Here is a 14,442-nt window from a genome sequence, read left to right on the forward strand (position 1 = left end):
AGCCTTAGCTGAAATCACGTCGAATCCTGACAACGCCCATCTTCAACCCAAACGGCTTGAATACGGCATTCAACGATTTCAGCGTCTGATTTCCTTCCCCATGTTCCATATGCACCAACGTGCGCACCGAGATTTTGCACATCTTTGCAAATTGGGTTTGATGCAAACCGGTGACTTCCACACGCAAACGGCGAACAGCCTCGCCTATTTCAAGAGTGCCTTGGGCCAGTGCCTCTTGAATGCTTTCTATGAGCACAGTGCGCTCGGCAACGGTCATGCTCATTTCAGATTCCACTCTTTCAAGCGCTGCTCCAGATTTTTCAAAGCTATTCGCGGGTGATTCATCGTTACGTCGGGCAATCCGCCGTCAGCCAGAATGTCTGGAAGTGTCATCAAGCGTTTGGCATCCTCGCGCAGGCGTTCAAAAGAGTCCGGCGAGTCAATCAACGCTGCCAGCGGATCATTCGGATCAGCAACATCGGCCAGTGCCTGGCACACACCAAGCCAATTTACATCCCCGGCTCTTTCCAACTCCTTTGGCCACTTGGTGGTTCTTGTTACGCCTTCGTCGTCCATCACCATTGGCGCCAAGTCATAGATCGGTGCCAGACGAAAGGAGGCCGTATCGCGGATAATTGCGGTGTTGCGCCCATGGTTATCCGAGTTGCCGAGGATTTTATTTAGCAGATCCCGACGCAAATAGTCAGCAACTAGATCCGGGATCTGGTCCGACTGCCCCGCATCACGCCAGAGTCCGGCGAGCAGCCGAATAACTTCCATATGGTTCATCGGGCTACCGGGCGTGGTTATTTGCGCCAGTGAGTAGATCGACTCCACAGCAAAACGCTCGACACCCTGAAGGGTTACCTGACGGTCAAAGCGCTGCATCCACAAGCTGGGTTTGGTCGCTTCTTCCAAGGCCAAGCCCTGTGCTGCCACCGTTTCGATGCCTAGTGTTTGTAGTGCCTTGTAGTAGTGGTACTCGCTTCTGAGGATGTCCTGATCGTTCCTGGTTCCTTTGTTGCGAGAGAACTTCACGAACCAGTGCTGGGTAACGTTTGCGTCGTCCAGTACTGCATCGGGGTATAGATTTCCGTCCTTAGCCTGAGCCAGCAAGAGTTTCGGCGCCTCGCCACCTGCCCCCATTGCCCCGCCAATCGCAGCGCCCTGCTCATAGGCATACTCGAGAAACCGGTTATCGCGACTAATGACGTCCTGACGCTCAAACCCCATCGCCTCACGTTGACCGACTACATCGACAGATTCCTTTATCCGCATATTGCCAATCGGCGCCGGAGTGCTTCTGGCCAGAAGAAAAAGATCCTCACTGATGCCAGCTGGCTTTTCTCGGCCTACCCGTTGCAGAAGAAATCGTTTTGCCGCGCCAGCAGGCGCAATGTCATGCAGGAACGCAGGAGCATTGGATCGCTTTCCTTCCCACTCCAATGGAAACCTGGCACTCACTGCCTTCGCAAAAGGAGTTGGAATGTCCGCATAGTTATCGACCAGATAGGTCTGTTCATAGCCGAAGCTGCATCGACTTTCGAAGCCCTTTTCAGGACTGTCGAAGCTCAAAACCATGGCGTCATGCCATTTCCCACCCGTATAAATCTGTAAAGTCAGGTCGTACATATGTCATTACCTGCATTTAAATGCATTTCTTGAAGGCCGCCTCACCTCGATAATGCAATATAGTGCATATTCGTTGATGTAGTCGCACCAAAAAACGCAATAAAATGCATATGACACTATTAGGACAGTATGTTGCTGGAGGCTGAATTGGGCTGGGTATCTCGGCGCGCCATACCCTCGGCGTTGGCTACAGCGGTGAGATCGGCAGCAACAGCCGCAGTCATGCGGTTGATTAGGCAATGGGCAGATGAGTTTTTGATATTTCGCCAATGGAAGTTTCCGGGATTGCTGTAAGGAAAAACGTCTGATGACAGGGTGAAACCGGACGCGGCCGAAGCGCACCGGTGATTCGGCTACAAGCGACGTCTCTGCGCCTTGCGCAACACTCGGAAATGCCCGGCATCCGGGCATTGGCATCGATTTTAGAGTTTGGTCTCCCTTTACGAGAGGCTGAACCCGATGTCCATCCGACACACTTTTCGACCGCCCTACATGACTCTGGCGATTTCCATCGCCCTCGGCCACGCCGCTTCCGCGAATGCTCAACAGCCAACCACCATCCTGCCGTCACTCGCCGATCACATGGCTCGGATCGAGACACTCATCAATGATCCAGTCACCGTTAAAACACCGGTAATCAAGACAGAATCAGGTTCTGACGGTGTTGCATTAAAACTGGGTGATTCCAATGATCTGGTCACCGTCAGCAGACGCGGACGCTTCAATGGGGTGGTCGATGGGGGCGGCGGCACCAACGCATTGCAACTCGATGTCGTGAGCGGCGGCGAACTGGGGGAAAGCCGGAATTTTAACTACCTGCACGTCAATCGAGGCGAGTGGACTCTGACAGGGACAGGTGACTTCTCCGAAGGCGCCATAGTGAAGGAAAAAGCTGCGTTAACTAATCGCGGGCACATTTTCGGCCAAGTGTCGGTTGATAAAAAAGCGACTTTTCGAGGCAATGGGCAAGTCGGTCACTTGCTGGTCGCAGGTCGGCTTGAGGTCAATGCAATGCACGGCGCACCGCGGATAAGTGGCAACCTCGAACTACAGAACACTGCCGAACTGGCCTACGAGGTGAATGCCGATGGTCGCAGCGAAACAATCCAGGTCGACGGCACCGCCAAACTTGGCAACGCCACACTGAAAATCATCGCTGTACCGGGTGAATACCCATTGAGTAGCCAGTACATCATTATTAAGGCCGGCAAAATCGAAGGCGAATTTGGCAAGGTTCTCAACGACCTGGCCTTCATGGCCCCAGACTTTCAATACGAAAAAAAGACTGTTGGCTTTATCCTCACTCGCAATGATGTGCCGCTTGAAAGCGCCGCCAGAACCGAAAACGGACGGGAATTCGCCAACAGCGTTGATGAGCCAAAAGAGATTCCACAAGCAGAGTTGTCATCTGACACGATAAACAACCTCAGCACTGCTCCGAATCTGATCCCGACTCCACCATCTGGCATTGAAACGGCAGCCACTGTTCCAGCTCCAACTCCTGCTACCGAAACTGCCGTCACTCACCTGAACGTCGCGCAAACGTCCACCGCAGCTTCGCTTGCACCGCCTGCCAGCGAAACATCCGGCACTATTCAGGCGCAATCCCCTGCCCCCCAACCAACTGTTGCAGCTGTCTTGCCATCCACCTCGACGAACGCCGCTATCAATGCCCTGCTTGGCGCCAACAAAGCCACTGCCGCCCGGGCCATTGAACAATTGGCCGCAGGCAGCAACGCCAATCTGGCCAACGCCACGTTAAGCAGTGTCCATCCGGTCAGCGCCAGCATGCTGGCAGCCATGCGCCAACTGGATAATCCCGATGGTCTGAGCGCTCTGGTGCCGCGTGTTGCGGCAGACAGCGAAACCAGCGGCAGGCTCTGGGTTCAAGCTCTGGGCAGCGGAGGCACTCTGGACCGCAACCGGGGCAGCAGCACTCTGCAACACTCCACCAAAGGCCTGGTGCTGGGCGCGGATTGGGCGCTCGATGAGCAATGGCGTGTGGGCGTCATAGGTGGTAAATCGCAGACGCGTCTGGACGGCAGCCAACTGGACGGCGATCTGGACAGTTGGCACTTGGGGGCCTACGCCCTGCGCCAAAGCGGTCCGCTGGCATTGCGCCTGGGCGCGACTCACAGCAACCATAATGGCAGCACCAAACGACGAGTAGCTTTCAACGGTTTCAGCGATCGCCCAAAAGGCAGTTACGACGCCAACACTCAACAAGCCTTTGCAGAGCTCGGTTACAACCTGGGCAGCGGAACTATCAGCGCCGAGCCTTTTGCCAATCTCGGATACCAGCGTTATCAGCGCGACAGCTATACCGAGAAAGGTGGCGCGGCGACATTGCAGGTCCATGGGCAAACGCAGAACAATTTCAGCAGCACCTTCGGCCTGCGCCTGGCACAGCTCAATACGCTGGACAACGGTATGCAACTGACGCCACGATTCAGCGCTGGCTGGAAACACACCTACGGGGATCTCGACAGCAGGACTCATCAACGACTGGCAACCGGCGGCAGGACTTATAGCGTCGAAGGCGCCGCGCTGGATCGTGACAGCCTGATGCTCGATGCGGGGCTGGATCTGGCAATTTCGACTCGGCATATGTTGGGATTTGGTTACAACGGCGAGGTCGGCAATGACAGCCGCAGTCATGGCGTGATGGGGCAGTGGCGGATTGCTTTCTGATAAAGCCGTCCCACCCTCACTGACTTGATGCAGAACCTGTGGGAGTGAGCCTGCTCCGGGCGGCGTTCCGACGAATGCGGTGTGACATTCAGCATCATGGTTGGCTGGTACTCCGCTATCGCGAGCAGGCTCTCCCACATTTTGCAGGTGGAATATCGGGCAAAAAAAAAGGGGAGCACATGCCCCCCCGAGGTTTAAAGCGGTATATCGAGGCTGTTAACTCAGCCTTCGATCTCGATCAGAATCTCGCCCGGATTCACCCGGTCGCCCTTGGCCACGTGGATGGCGGTGACTTTGCCGGCGATGGCCGATTGGACTTCGGTTTCCATCTTCATCGCTTCGGTGATCAGCACGGCCTGGCCAGCTTTCACAGTGTCGCCTTCCTTGACCAGCACATCGACGATGTTGCCCGGCATGGTGGTGCTGACGTGGCCCGGTGCAGTGGCTTGCTTGCGCTTGCTGCTGCCGCCACTGACAAATTCGTTGAGCGGTTCGAACACCACTTCTTCCGGCATGCCGTCGATGGACAGATAGAAGTGGCGCTTGCCTTCCGACTTGACGCCGACACCGGTGATGTCGACGCGGTAGGTTTCGCCGTGAACGTCGATGACGAACTCGGTCGGTACGCCTTCGCCGCCGGCCGACGCCACGCCGCCCGCTTCCGGAATCGGCAACAGCACTTCTGGTGTGAGGGTGCCGGCTGCACGTTCTTCGAGGAACTTGCGGCCGATGTCCGGGAACATGGCGTAGGTCAGCACGTCTTCTTCAGACTTGGCCACGGTGCCGATTTCGGCACGCAGCTTGGTCATTTCCGGCTTGAGCAGGTCAGCCGGACGCACGTCGATCACCTCTTCGCTGCCGATCGCCTGGCGACGCAGTTTTTCGTTCACGGTGCCCGGCGCTTTGCCGTAGCCGCCTTGCAGGTAGAGCTTCACTTCGTTGGTGATGGTCTTGTAGCGCTCGCCGGCCAGCACGTTGAAGAACGCCTGGGTGCCAACAATCTGCGAGGTCGGCGTCACCAGAGGGGGGAAGCCGAGGTCTTCGCGAACGCGCGGGATTTCCGCCAGCACTTCGCTCATGCGGTTCAAGGCGCCCTGCTCTTTCAACTGGTTGGCCAGGTTGGAAATCATCCCGCCCGGTACCTGGTTGACTTGAACGCGGGTGTCGACGGCGGTGAATTCGCTTTCGAACTGGTGGTACTTCTTGCGCACGGCGTAGAAGTACAAGCCGATTTCCTGCAACAGCTCCAGGTTCAGGCCGGTGTCGTATTCGCTGCCTTTAAGGGCGGCGACCATCGATTCGGTGCCTGGATGGCTGGTACCGGAAGCGAAGCTGGAGATCGCGGTGTCAATGTGATCGGCGCCGTTTTCGATGGCCTTGAGTTGGCACATGGTGGCCATGCCAGCGGTGTCGTGCGAGTGAATGAACACGGGCAGCGATTGCTCGGATTTCAATGCCTTGACCAGTTCGCCAGTGGCGTACGGGGTCAACAGGCCGGCCATGTCCTTGATCGCCACGGAATCACATCCCATGGCTTCCATTTGTCTGGCTTGTGCCACGAACGCGTCAATGGTGTGCACTGGGCTGGTGGTATAGGCGATAGTGCCTTGAGCGTGTTTGCCGGCAGCTTTCACCGCTTCGATGGCGACTCGCAGGTTACGCACGTCGTTCATCGCGTCGAAAATGCGGAACACGTCGATGCCGTTGACTGCAGCCTTGGCAACGAAGGCTTTGACCACATCGTCGCTGTAGTGGCGGTAGCCCAGCAGGTTCTGGCCACGCAGAAGCATTTGCAGACGCGTGTTAGGCAGGGCCGCGCGCAGTTGGCGCAGACGCTCCCACGGGTCTTCTTTCAGGAAGCGTACGCAGGCGTCGAAGGTTGCGCCGCCCCAGCATTCCAGCGACCAGTAGCCGACTTTGTCGAGCTTGTCGCAGATCGGCAGCATGTCTTCGGTGCGCATGCGGGTGGCGAGCAGCGATTGGTGGGCGTCGCGCAGGATTGTGTCGGTAACGTGTATCTTTTTAGAAACTGGGGTCTTGCTCATTGTTATATTCCTCACAGGCCTGCGTGGGCGGCGATGGCGGCGGCGATGGCCAGGGCCAGCTCTTCGGGTTTGCGCTTGATCGAGTAGTTGGTCAATTCAGGGTGGCTTTCAACGAAGCTGGTGTTGAACTGGCCGCTACGGAATTCCGGGTTACGCAGGATTTCCTGGTAATACGCGGCGGTGGTCTTGACCCCTTGCAGACGCATGTCGTCCAGAGCTCGCAAGCCACGGTCCATCGCCTCTTCCCAGGTCAGCGCCCAGACCACCAGTTTCAGGCACATGGAATCGTAGAACGGCGGAATGGTGTAGCCGGTATAGATCGCTGTGTCGGTGCGCACGCCGGGACCGCCGGGCGCGTAGTAACGGGTGATCTTGCCGAAGCTCGGCAGGAAGTTGTTTTTCGGGTCTTCGGCGTTGATCCGGAACTGCAGCGCGAATCCACGGTGCTGGATGTCTTCCTGTTTCACCGAAAGCGGCAGGCCGGACGCGATACGAATCTGCTCGCGGACGATATCGATGCCGGTGATTTCTTCGGTGATGGTGTGTTCCACCTGCACCCGGGTGTTCATCTCCATGAAGTACACCTCGCCCTCGGCGAGCAGGAACTCCACGGTGCCGGCATTCTCGTAACCCACAGCCTTGGCCGCACGCACCGACAGGTCGCCGATGTAGGCGCGCTGTTCCGGGGTCAGTTGCGGGCTCGGGGCGATCTCGATCAGCTTCTGGTTGCGCCGCTGGATCGAGCAGTCACGCTCGAAAAGGTGCACCACGTTGCCAAAGCTGTCGCCGAGAATCTGTGCTTCGATGTGTTTCGGATTAACGATGCATTTTTCCAGGAACACTTCCGCCGAACCAAAAGCCTTGGTGGCTTCGGAAATGACCCGAGGGAATGCTTGTTCAAGTTCTTCCCGGCTGTCGCAGCGACGGATACCACGGCCACCACCACCGGAAGTCGCCTTGAGCATCACCGGATAACCGATGCGGTCGCCTTCGATCAAGGCTTCCGCGATATCCGCGACGTTGCCTTCGGTCCCCGGGGTGACGGGTACGCCAGCCTTGATCATGCTGCGACGGGCTTCGGTCTTGTCGCCCATGCGGCGAATCACTTCAGCCGATGGACCGATGAACTTGATGCCGCGCTCCGCGCAGATATCAGCCAGTTCAGCGTTTTCCGAGAGGAAACCGTAGCCGGGGTGCAGCGCATCGCAACCGGTTTCTACCGCCAGATTCACCAGCTTGCGCGCATTCAGGTAACCGGCCAGTGGCTCGGCACCGATGCTGTGGGCCTCGTCCGCACGCTTCACATGCAAGGCATGGCGGTCGGCGTCGGAATAGATCGCGACCGAGCGAATGCCCATTTCGGCGCAGGCACGCACGATTCGTACGGCAATCTCACCACGGTTGGCGATCAGGATCTTTTTTATCACTTGGAGGTTCCCTTGAGCCGGTGGTACCCACGACCTGTCAAACCAGGTCGGCGCGTGACTAAATGTTTCAATTCAGTCGCAGCTCCACACTAGCCTTCGCAAGGGATTAACAAAAATGAATAATAATTGGGTTACTCATAAGCAAAGACTTATAGTTGAAGCATCAGCCTCCGTTCAGGGTCTCTAGAAAATGCGTAAGTCATTGATGCGTATGACATTGCGTCAATTGCAGATCTTCAATGAGGTGTGCGACTTGAGGTCATACAGCCGCGCTGCCGACGAAATGTCTCTCACACAACCTGCCGTGAGCTTACAGATTCGTCAACTCGAAGAGCTGATCGGCCAACCTTTGTTCGATTACGTCGGCAAAAAACTCTACATGACCGAGGCGGCCGAAGCACTGCAGCGCGCCAGCCGGGACATTTTCGGGCGACTGGAAAACCTCGATATGCAGCTGTCGGACATGCAAGGCTCATTGCAGGGTCAGCTGAAACTGGCGGTGGAATCCAGCGCCAAGTATTTCGTACCGCACCTGTTTGCCGCCTTCAAGCGCCAACACCCGGAAGTGAACCTGCACCTGACGGTGGTCAACCGTGGCCAGGTCATCCGGCGCCTGTCGGACAACCGTGATGATTTGGTGATCATGTCGATGGTCCCACAGGACATGGGGCTGGAATTCCTGCCGTTCCTCAACAATCCGATTGTCGCTGTAGCACCGCCGGATCATCCGCTGTGCCATATGGGGCCGCTGCGCTTGCAGGATCTGGAGCCTTACACGCTGCTGTTGCGCGAACCCGGTTCCGGTACGCGATTGGCGTGCGAAGAGTACTTCAAAGAGAAGCGCGTGCACTTCACCCAGACCCAGGAGGTGGCCTCGGCGGAAGCTCAGCGTGAATGCGTATTGGCGGGTCTGGGCCTGGCGCTGTTGACGCGCCACGCCCTGAACCTTGAGTTGGCGACCGGCGCCCTGATTGAGCTGCCGGTCGAAGAGCTGCCGCTGTTCCGTAGCTGGTGCCTGGTGCAGGCCAAGGCCAAACGGCTATCGCCGGTGGCCCACGCATTCCTTGCATTTATCCGCAGCGAACGGGCGCAGATCAGCGCGCTGGTTGAGCGTTTCGACGGGAAGCTGCCGGTGCTGCCTGCCAGTAGTTGAGTTCGAGGTTGTCAGGAAAATCGCCAATTTCGGCCAGTAGCTGGCGGCGTTCGCTGCGATCTTCGATCGCGCGGCGAAATTCCATGCGGCGCTGATCTTCTTGCTGACGACGGGTTTTGACGGCGCTGTTGCGTTCTTCGTAGGGCTGAGCCATTTCGAGTCTCCCAAGGCGAGTACGGGAGTTACAAGATAGGTGCGAGGGATGACGGTTTGGCGGCGGGAGGGTTACAGGGAGATGAAAATTGCCGTATTCGAAAACGCCATCGCGAGCAGGCTCGCTCCCACAGGTTCCGTGGTGCATACACAATTCGTGCAGCACCGATGATCAAAGTGGGAGCGAGCCTGCTCGCGATTAAGGTCGGAACGACCTTGCAGAAGCATCAATCATCCAGCGCTTTCACTGACTTGGGCGACAACCGCAAGCTGCGAAGGCTGCGTTTGACGCTTTTCAGGTGATTGACCAGGCTCGGACCGCGGGCCATGGCCACGCCCATCGCCAACACATCGATCACCACCAGGTGCGCAATGCGCGACGTCAGCGGCGTATAGATTTCGGTGTCTTCATGCACGTCGATCGCCAGGTTGACAGTCGACAGCTCGGCCAACGGTGTCTGGCTCGGGCACAACGTGATCAACGAAGCGCCGCTCTCGCGCACCAGGTTGGCAGTGATCAACAGATCCTTGGAACGCCCCGACTGGGAAATGCAGATCGCCACGTCGCTAGGCTTCAGGGTAACCGCCGACATCGCCTGCATGTGCGGGTCGGAATACGCCGCCGCAGTCAGCAGTAAACGGAAGAACTTGTGCTGGGCATCCGCCGCCACTGCGCCCGAAGCACCGAATCCATAGAACTCGACACGTTGGGCCTGAGACATGAGCGACACCGCCCTCTGCAACTCCACCGGATCGAGTTTCTCGCGAACCTCCATCAGGGTGTGCAGGGTGGTGTCGAAGATTTTCAGGCTGTAGTCGGCGACCGAATCGTCTTCATGGATCGCGAACTGCCCGAAGCTCGCGCCAGCCGCCAGGCTTTGCGCCAGTTTCAGCTTCAAATCCTGAAACCCGGAGCAACCGATGGCGCGGCAAAACCGCACGATGGTCGGCTCGCTGATGCCCACGTTGTGGGCCAGGTCGGCCATGGAGCTGTGCATCACCGCCGCAGGGTCAAGCAGCACATGGTCGGCGACCTTGAGCTCCGACTTGCGTAACAGGTGGCGTGACTGGGCGATGTGTTGCAGCAGATTCAAAGGGGCGGACTCTTTGTTATTGGCAGGTGCCGGGGATGTAGCACGCTTGTAGTTATACTACATGAATCGGCTTTTTGCCTGCTCAATGCGTAACTGAATTGTCTTGTTGCCCCCGGTTTTGGCGGGGAGCGTTCTATGTAGCCATTGCGGAGGCTGTGACGAAGAGGGCAAAAAACCCTAATCCTTGATCTCCAGAAGCTTCTTCGACCACATCGCCCCCTCCGCAAGCGACTGGTTCGCTAAATAATTCGCACATTACAAACACATCAACTTACAAACACAATCTATATGTATCGTTTTAACAGCAGTCCACCACGCGATCATTAAGGAGATTAAAGACCATAAACGCCAGAAGGATTTTCAATGCAACCCAAACGATTTTTTTCATATTCGTCGTTATTCTTATGCCTCACCATAATTCTCGACACATCAGCAGAGGAATTTTATTGGCATATTCAACCCGAAGCTTATGATTGGCCAGAACCTCAGAAACAACACGCATCTCCTGAGTTGGCCTGCCGCTTTCTTCATGAAAACACCGAGTATGAATATTATGAATACGATTCTGCCAGTGCGACATCCAGTGAGAACCAATGGACCTGCAACCTTATGTATGGCTCAGACCCCGAGGACAACTTATATATATCGATACACAGATATGGTAACTCATGCACAAACGATAAAATATTCAACAAACTTACTAGGCAATGCGAGACTCAAAGTATTGATACGACATGCCCTTTAAATACCGCTGGAAACCCAATCAACTTTGTAACAGGTTACAAAATACAGTCAGAGCAAGACCTTCCCGCCCTAGCGAAATCCCCGAACACCCATAAATTAAAGCTCTCAAAATACTACAGCAGCGCTGATGGTATCTGGAGCCACTCCTACTCGGCGAGACTCCGATTTGAATCTGATTCGGTTACGTTAATTCACGCCAAGAGTAACCACTCAGTCGAGAGTCCAACAACGATGGAGATAGCGGTATAGATGTCGTTTACATAGTTACACATGCACATGAGCTACCTGACGGACTGGAAGATATAAAATTCATCGGTGTATACGTCTTAGGGAGTCGGCTGAAAACGCGGTAAAAAGAACAAGTCAAAAAGCAGGCTTTCTCGAAACTACAGAAGGCTTTTTTATTCAAGAGTATCAGTTGGGAAAAGATCATTGGAAGGAAGGTTTTTTCATCTATGTTCCGGATTAGGACGATGAATAAAGCAAATGTATTAATTTAGTGGCAACAGTGGGTTAGGGTGACGATTATCGGTCGAGCACTGCAGGATTTCCCATCAGACCATCTCTGTCTGATGGGGAATTCTTTACGGGTTTTGCAACCCGTCCTCAGCTTTACCTTGCGCCCGAAGCAGGCCCGCCAGCCCATCTGCTTCCGCTGGACGGCTGATCAGATAACCCTGCACCTCATCGCAACGCTCGGCTTTCAGAAACTCCAGCTGCTCCGGCCGCTCGACGCCTTCTGCCACCACTTTCAACGACAAGCCATGCGCCATGGCGATGATCGCCCGGGTGATCGCCGCATCCTCGCTGCTCTCCCCCAGGCCACGGATAAATGCCTGATCGATTTTCACGTAGTCCACGGGGATGCGCTTGAGGTAGCTCAGAGACGAATAGCCGGTGCCGAAATCGTCGATGGCCAGCTTCACCCCCAGATCACGCAACTGCTGGAAGGTCGCAATGATGTGCTCGACGCTGTCCAGCAACTGGCTTTCAGTGAGTTCAAGTTCCAGGTAGTGCGGCGCCAGGCCGGTTTCCTCCAGCACCTGACGCACCAGGCTAACCAGTTTTCCCTGACGCAGTTGATGCACCGACAGGTTGACCGACACCCGAATCGGCTCCAGGCCCTGACGCTGCCACTCACACGCTTGCCAGCAGGCCTGGCGCAAAACGAACTCGCCGATAGCGCCGATCAGCCCGGTTTCCTCGGCCAGACCGATGAAGCTCCCCGGCGGTACCTGGCCCAGGGTCGGGTGACTCCAGCGTACCAACGCTTCGGCGGCATTCAGCCGGCCGGTGACGAGGCAGAGTTTCGGTTGATAAAACACGTTCAGCTGCTTTTCTTCGATGGCTTTGCGCAATTGGTTCTCGAGCTGCAAACGCTCGAGCGTGCTGGCTTGCAGGCTGTCGGTGTAAAACTGGAAGTTGTTGCCACCCAAATGTTTGGCATGCTGCATGGCCATGTTCGACTGGCTGACCAGCGCGGAAAGCTCCCGTGCGGTGTCCGGCATCAGGCTGATGCCCATCGACACGCTCACCACCAATTCATGGCCCTCGACGGTGATCGGCAATCGCAGCTTGGTCGACAAGCGGGTCGCCACACGGGCCAGGCTCGACAAGTTGCCGTAAGCATCGAACAGCACCGCAAATTCATCGCCGGACAAGCGAGCGATGGTTTCTGCTTCCGGTAATGCATTGACCAGTCTTCGGGCCATTTTCTGTAACAGCTGATCGGCGATTTCGTGACCGAGGCTGTCGTTGAGCAGTTTGAAGCGATCCAGATTGATGTGCAGCAATGCCAGATTTCGCCGACCGCCCTGGCGCAACCGCTGATGAGCCTCACGCAGCCGTTCGTGGAACAATGAACGATTGGCCAACCCCGTAAGTTCATCGTAATGAGCGAGGTAGCGCATACGTTCTTCGGATTCACGCCGAGCGGACAGATCGGCGAAGAAGCCGACAATATGACTGACATTGCCCCGCGCATCGCGTACAGCATTCAGTTGCAGCCATTGTGGATACAACTCACCGTTCTTGCGCGTTTCTACCAGCTCGCCTTGCCAGCTACCTTCTTGCTCCAACGCCTGACGAATCGCCGCGTAATGCCGGCGGGCATCACGGCTGCAGGGCAACTCGACCACGTTGCGTCCGAGCATGTCATCGATGTCATAGCCGGTAACCCGACTGAATGCCTGATTGACGGCAATCAGCGCGTAATTCGGGTCCAGAATTACAATGCCTTCGCTGGCGGCCTCAAACACCGTCGCCGCCAGTTGGCGCTGTTCTTCCAGGCCCTTGCTGGCGCTGATATCGCGGCGGGTGCCGACCATGCGGATCACCCGGCCATTCTCGGCGCGCTCAACCGCTCGACCACGATCCTCGATCCAGACCCAATGGCCATCGCCATGCCGTACCCGATACTCGATCTGGTAATCCTCGCTGCGGCCTTTCAGATGCTCGACCAGCGCCCGCTTCAGCGATGGCAAGTCGTCGGGGTGCAGCCTGGGCTTGAGGTGGCGGAGCATCGCTGTCACGTATTCCGGCTCCAGGCCGAACAGCTCTTGCAGTTGGGTGTGATGGACTTCGTCTGTCTGCAGGTTCCAGTCCCACAACCCGAGTTCGCTCGCCTTCAACGCCAGCGCCAGCCGCGCTTCGCTCTTGCTCAAAGCCTGGTTGGCGGCGTCCAGCTCCAGACTGCGTTGGGCGACTCGATTTTCGAGGTCGACCTGAGTTTCGCGCAATTCGTCTTCGGCACGGCGCCGCTGGTCGATTTCCTTGGCCAGTTCGTGGTTGAGTTGGTCGCTGCGACTTTGCGCCTGCTGCAAGTGCTCGATCAGGGCCTGATTTTGAAAGCGCCGCAGCAATCCCTGGTTGATCAGCCGATTGACCTGCCAGGCGACCACGCTCAACGAACCCAGCAAAATCAGCCCAAACCAGCCCCAGCCCTGTTCCTGTTCATCCCCGCCCCAGAACAGATAGCCGATGGCCGGCAACAGACAGGGCAAGGTAAAGGACAGAAACGCCGGCAGGCTGACGGCATAAGCAACGCTGGCCGAGAGTGCCGCGGCGCCGATCAGGCCGAACACCCAGGCTTGTTGCATGAAATTGTCCGCGGGCACCAACGCGATGCCGGCACCGGCCAGAGTCAGGCCAGTCATGGCAGAGCCAAGCATGAACATACGACGCCAGACCGGATGGGCCTGACGGTGGGGAATCGCCGAATCGAAGGCAGCGACCTGAATCACTCGCAATGCCACCAGCGACAACAACCAGATCAGCCAGACGCTGACCACGAAGTAACGCTGCGGGCTCCAGAGCAACCCGGCGCACACCAGACCGTTGATCAGCATGAACAGCGTAGGCAACAGCGAGCCCTGGTACAGCAGGCGCGTGCGTTCGACCGCCATTTCCATGGCGTACTGTTTGCGGATAACCCGGGGCTCCACAGAGGGGCCCGACAGGTCGGAGCTGAGGGTCATAGGCAATGTTCTTGTTCTTATTAGTGA

10 protein-coding genes are annotated in these 14,442 nt (G+C 56.7%); 3 read left to right on the forward strand and 7 right to left on the reverse strand.

Annotated elements, in window-relative coordinates; translation table 11 throughout:
* Positions 1 to 4: 4 nt before the first annotated feature.
* Complete coding sequence (locus tag ACYZT2_RS00750) at positions 5 to 283, reverse strand: helix-turn-helix domain-containing protein (protein WP_461969293.1); 279 nt, start codon at positions 281 to 283, stop codon at positions 5 to 7.
* The gene (locus tag ACYZT2_RS00755; RefSeq protein WP_461969295.1) at positions 280 to 1,632 is read right to left on the reverse strand and encodes a HipA domain-containing protein; all 1,353 of its coding nucleotides are present in this window, start codon (positions 1,630 to 1,632) and stop codon (positions 280 to 282) included. The genes ACYZT2_RS00750 and ACYZT2_RS00755 overlap by 4 nt, the downstream gene beginning before the upstream one ends.
* 459 nt (positions 1,633 to 2,091) lie before the next feature.
* On the opposite strand from ACYZT2_RS00755, the gene ACYZT2_RS00760 reads away from it, so the two are divergent.
* On the forward strand, positions 2,092 to 4,323 hold the full coding sequence (locus ACYZT2_RS00760) for an autotransporter outer membrane beta-barrel domain-containing protein (RefSeq protein WP_461969297.1): 2,232 nt from the start codon (positions 2,092 to 2,094) through the stop codon (positions 4,321 to 4,323).
* A gap of 221 nt (positions 4,324 to 4,544) precedes the next feature.
* On the opposite strand, the gene oadA is transcribed toward ACYZT2_RS00760, so the two are convergent.
* Positions 4,545 to 6,368, reverse strand: a complete 1,824-nt coding sequence (oadA, locus tag ACYZT2_RS00765; RefSeq protein ID WP_461969299.1) for a sodium-extruding oxaloacetate decarboxylase subunit alpha — start codon at positions 6,366 to 6,368, stop codon at positions 4,545 to 4,547.
* Positions 6,369 to 6,379: 11 nt separating this feature from the next.
* Positions 6,380 to 7,795, reverse strand: coding sequence for an acetyl-CoA carboxylase biotin carboxylase subunit (locus tag ACYZT2_RS00770; RefSeq protein WP_008156643.1), 1,416 nt, complete (start codon positions 7,793 to 7,795; stop codon positions 6,380 to 6,382).
* Positions 7,796 to 7,985: 190 nt separating this feature from the next.
* Between ACYZT2_RS00770 and ACYZT2_RS00775 the strand changes: the two genes are divergently transcribed.
* Positions 7,986 to 8,948 carry a LysR family transcriptional regulator gene (locus ACYZT2_RS00775; RefSeq protein WP_461969301.1) on the forward strand — a complete coding sequence of 321 codons (963 nt, stop codon included), beginning with the start codon at positions 7,986 to 7,988 and terminating at the stop codon, positions 8,946 to 8,948.
* On the opposite strand, the gene ACYZT2_RS00780 is transcribed toward ACYZT2_RS00775, so the two are convergent.
* Together ACYZT2_RS00780 and hexR are read right to left on the reverse strand one after the other, a co-directional pair.
* A complete protein-coding gene (locus ACYZT2_RS00780) occupies positions 8,890 to 9,102 on the reverse strand; it encodes a PA3496 family putative envelope integrity protein (RefSeq protein ID WP_461969303.1) in 213 nt (70 codons plus the stop codon). The genes ACYZT2_RS00775 and ACYZT2_RS00780 overlap by 59 nt on opposite strands.
* Before the next feature lie 226 nt (positions 9,103 to 9,328).
* Positions 9,329 to 10,195 (reverse strand): transcriptional regulator HexR, encoded by an 867-nt coding sequence (gene hexR, locus ACYZT2_RS00785; protein ID WP_038980535.1) that lies wholly within the window; start codon positions 10,193 to 10,195, stop codon positions 9,329 to 9,331.
* Positions 10,196 to 10,804: 609 nt separating this feature from the next.
* Between hexR and ACYZT2_RS00790 the strand changes: the two genes are divergently transcribed.
* The gene (locus ACYZT2_RS00790; protein WP_461973301.1) at positions 10,805 to 11,188 is read left to right on the forward strand and encodes a DUF6531 domain-containing protein; all 384 of its coding nucleotides are present in this window, start codon (positions 10,805 to 10,807) and stop codon (positions 11,186 to 11,188) included.
* Between the two features lie 335 nt (positions 11,189 to 11,523).
* On the opposite strand, the gene ACYZT2_RS00795 is transcribed toward ACYZT2_RS00790, so the two are convergent.
* A complete protein-coding gene (locus ACYZT2_RS00795) occupies positions 11,524 to 14,415 on the reverse strand; it encodes an EAL domain-containing protein (RefSeq protein ID WP_461969306.1) in 2,892 nt (963 codons plus the stop codon).
* Positions 14,416 to 14,442: the final 27 nt, after the last annotated feature.

The sequence above is a fragment of the Pseudomonas sp. MDT1-85 genome (assembly GCF_054898065.1).

Coding starts and splice junctions, on each gene's coding strand:
- ACYZT2_RS00750 (WP_461969293.1), bottom strand. CDS start 283: ATGAGCATGACCGTTGCCGAGCGCACTGTGCTCATAGAAAGCATTCAA.
- ACYZT2_RS00755 (WP_461969295.1), bottom strand. CDS start 1,632: ATGTACGACCTGACTTTACAGATTTATACGGGTGGGAAATGGCATGAC.
- ACYZT2_RS00775 (WP_461969301.1), top strand. CDS start 7,986: ATGCGTAAGTCATTGATGCGTATGACATTGCGTCAATTGCAGATCTTC.
- oadA (WP_461969299.1), bottom strand. CDS start 6,368: ATGAGCAAGACCCCAGTTTCTAAAAAGATACACGTTACCGACACAATC.
- ACYZT2_RS00780 (WP_461969303.1), bottom strand. CDS start 9,102: ATGGCTCAGCCCTACGAAGAACGCAACAGCGCCGTCAAAACCCGTCGT.
- ACYZT2_RS00795 (WP_461969306.1), bottom strand. CDS start 14,415: ATGACCCTCAGCTCCGACCTGTCGGGCCCCTCTGTGGAGCCCCGGGTT.
- ACYZT2_RS00760 (WP_461969297.1), top strand. CDS start 2,092: ATGTCCATCCGACACACTTTTCGACCGCCCTACATGACTCTGGCGATT.
- ACYZT2_RS00790 (WP_461973301.1), top strand. CDS start 10,805: ATGTATGGCTCAGACCCCGAGGACAACTTATATATATCGATACACAGA.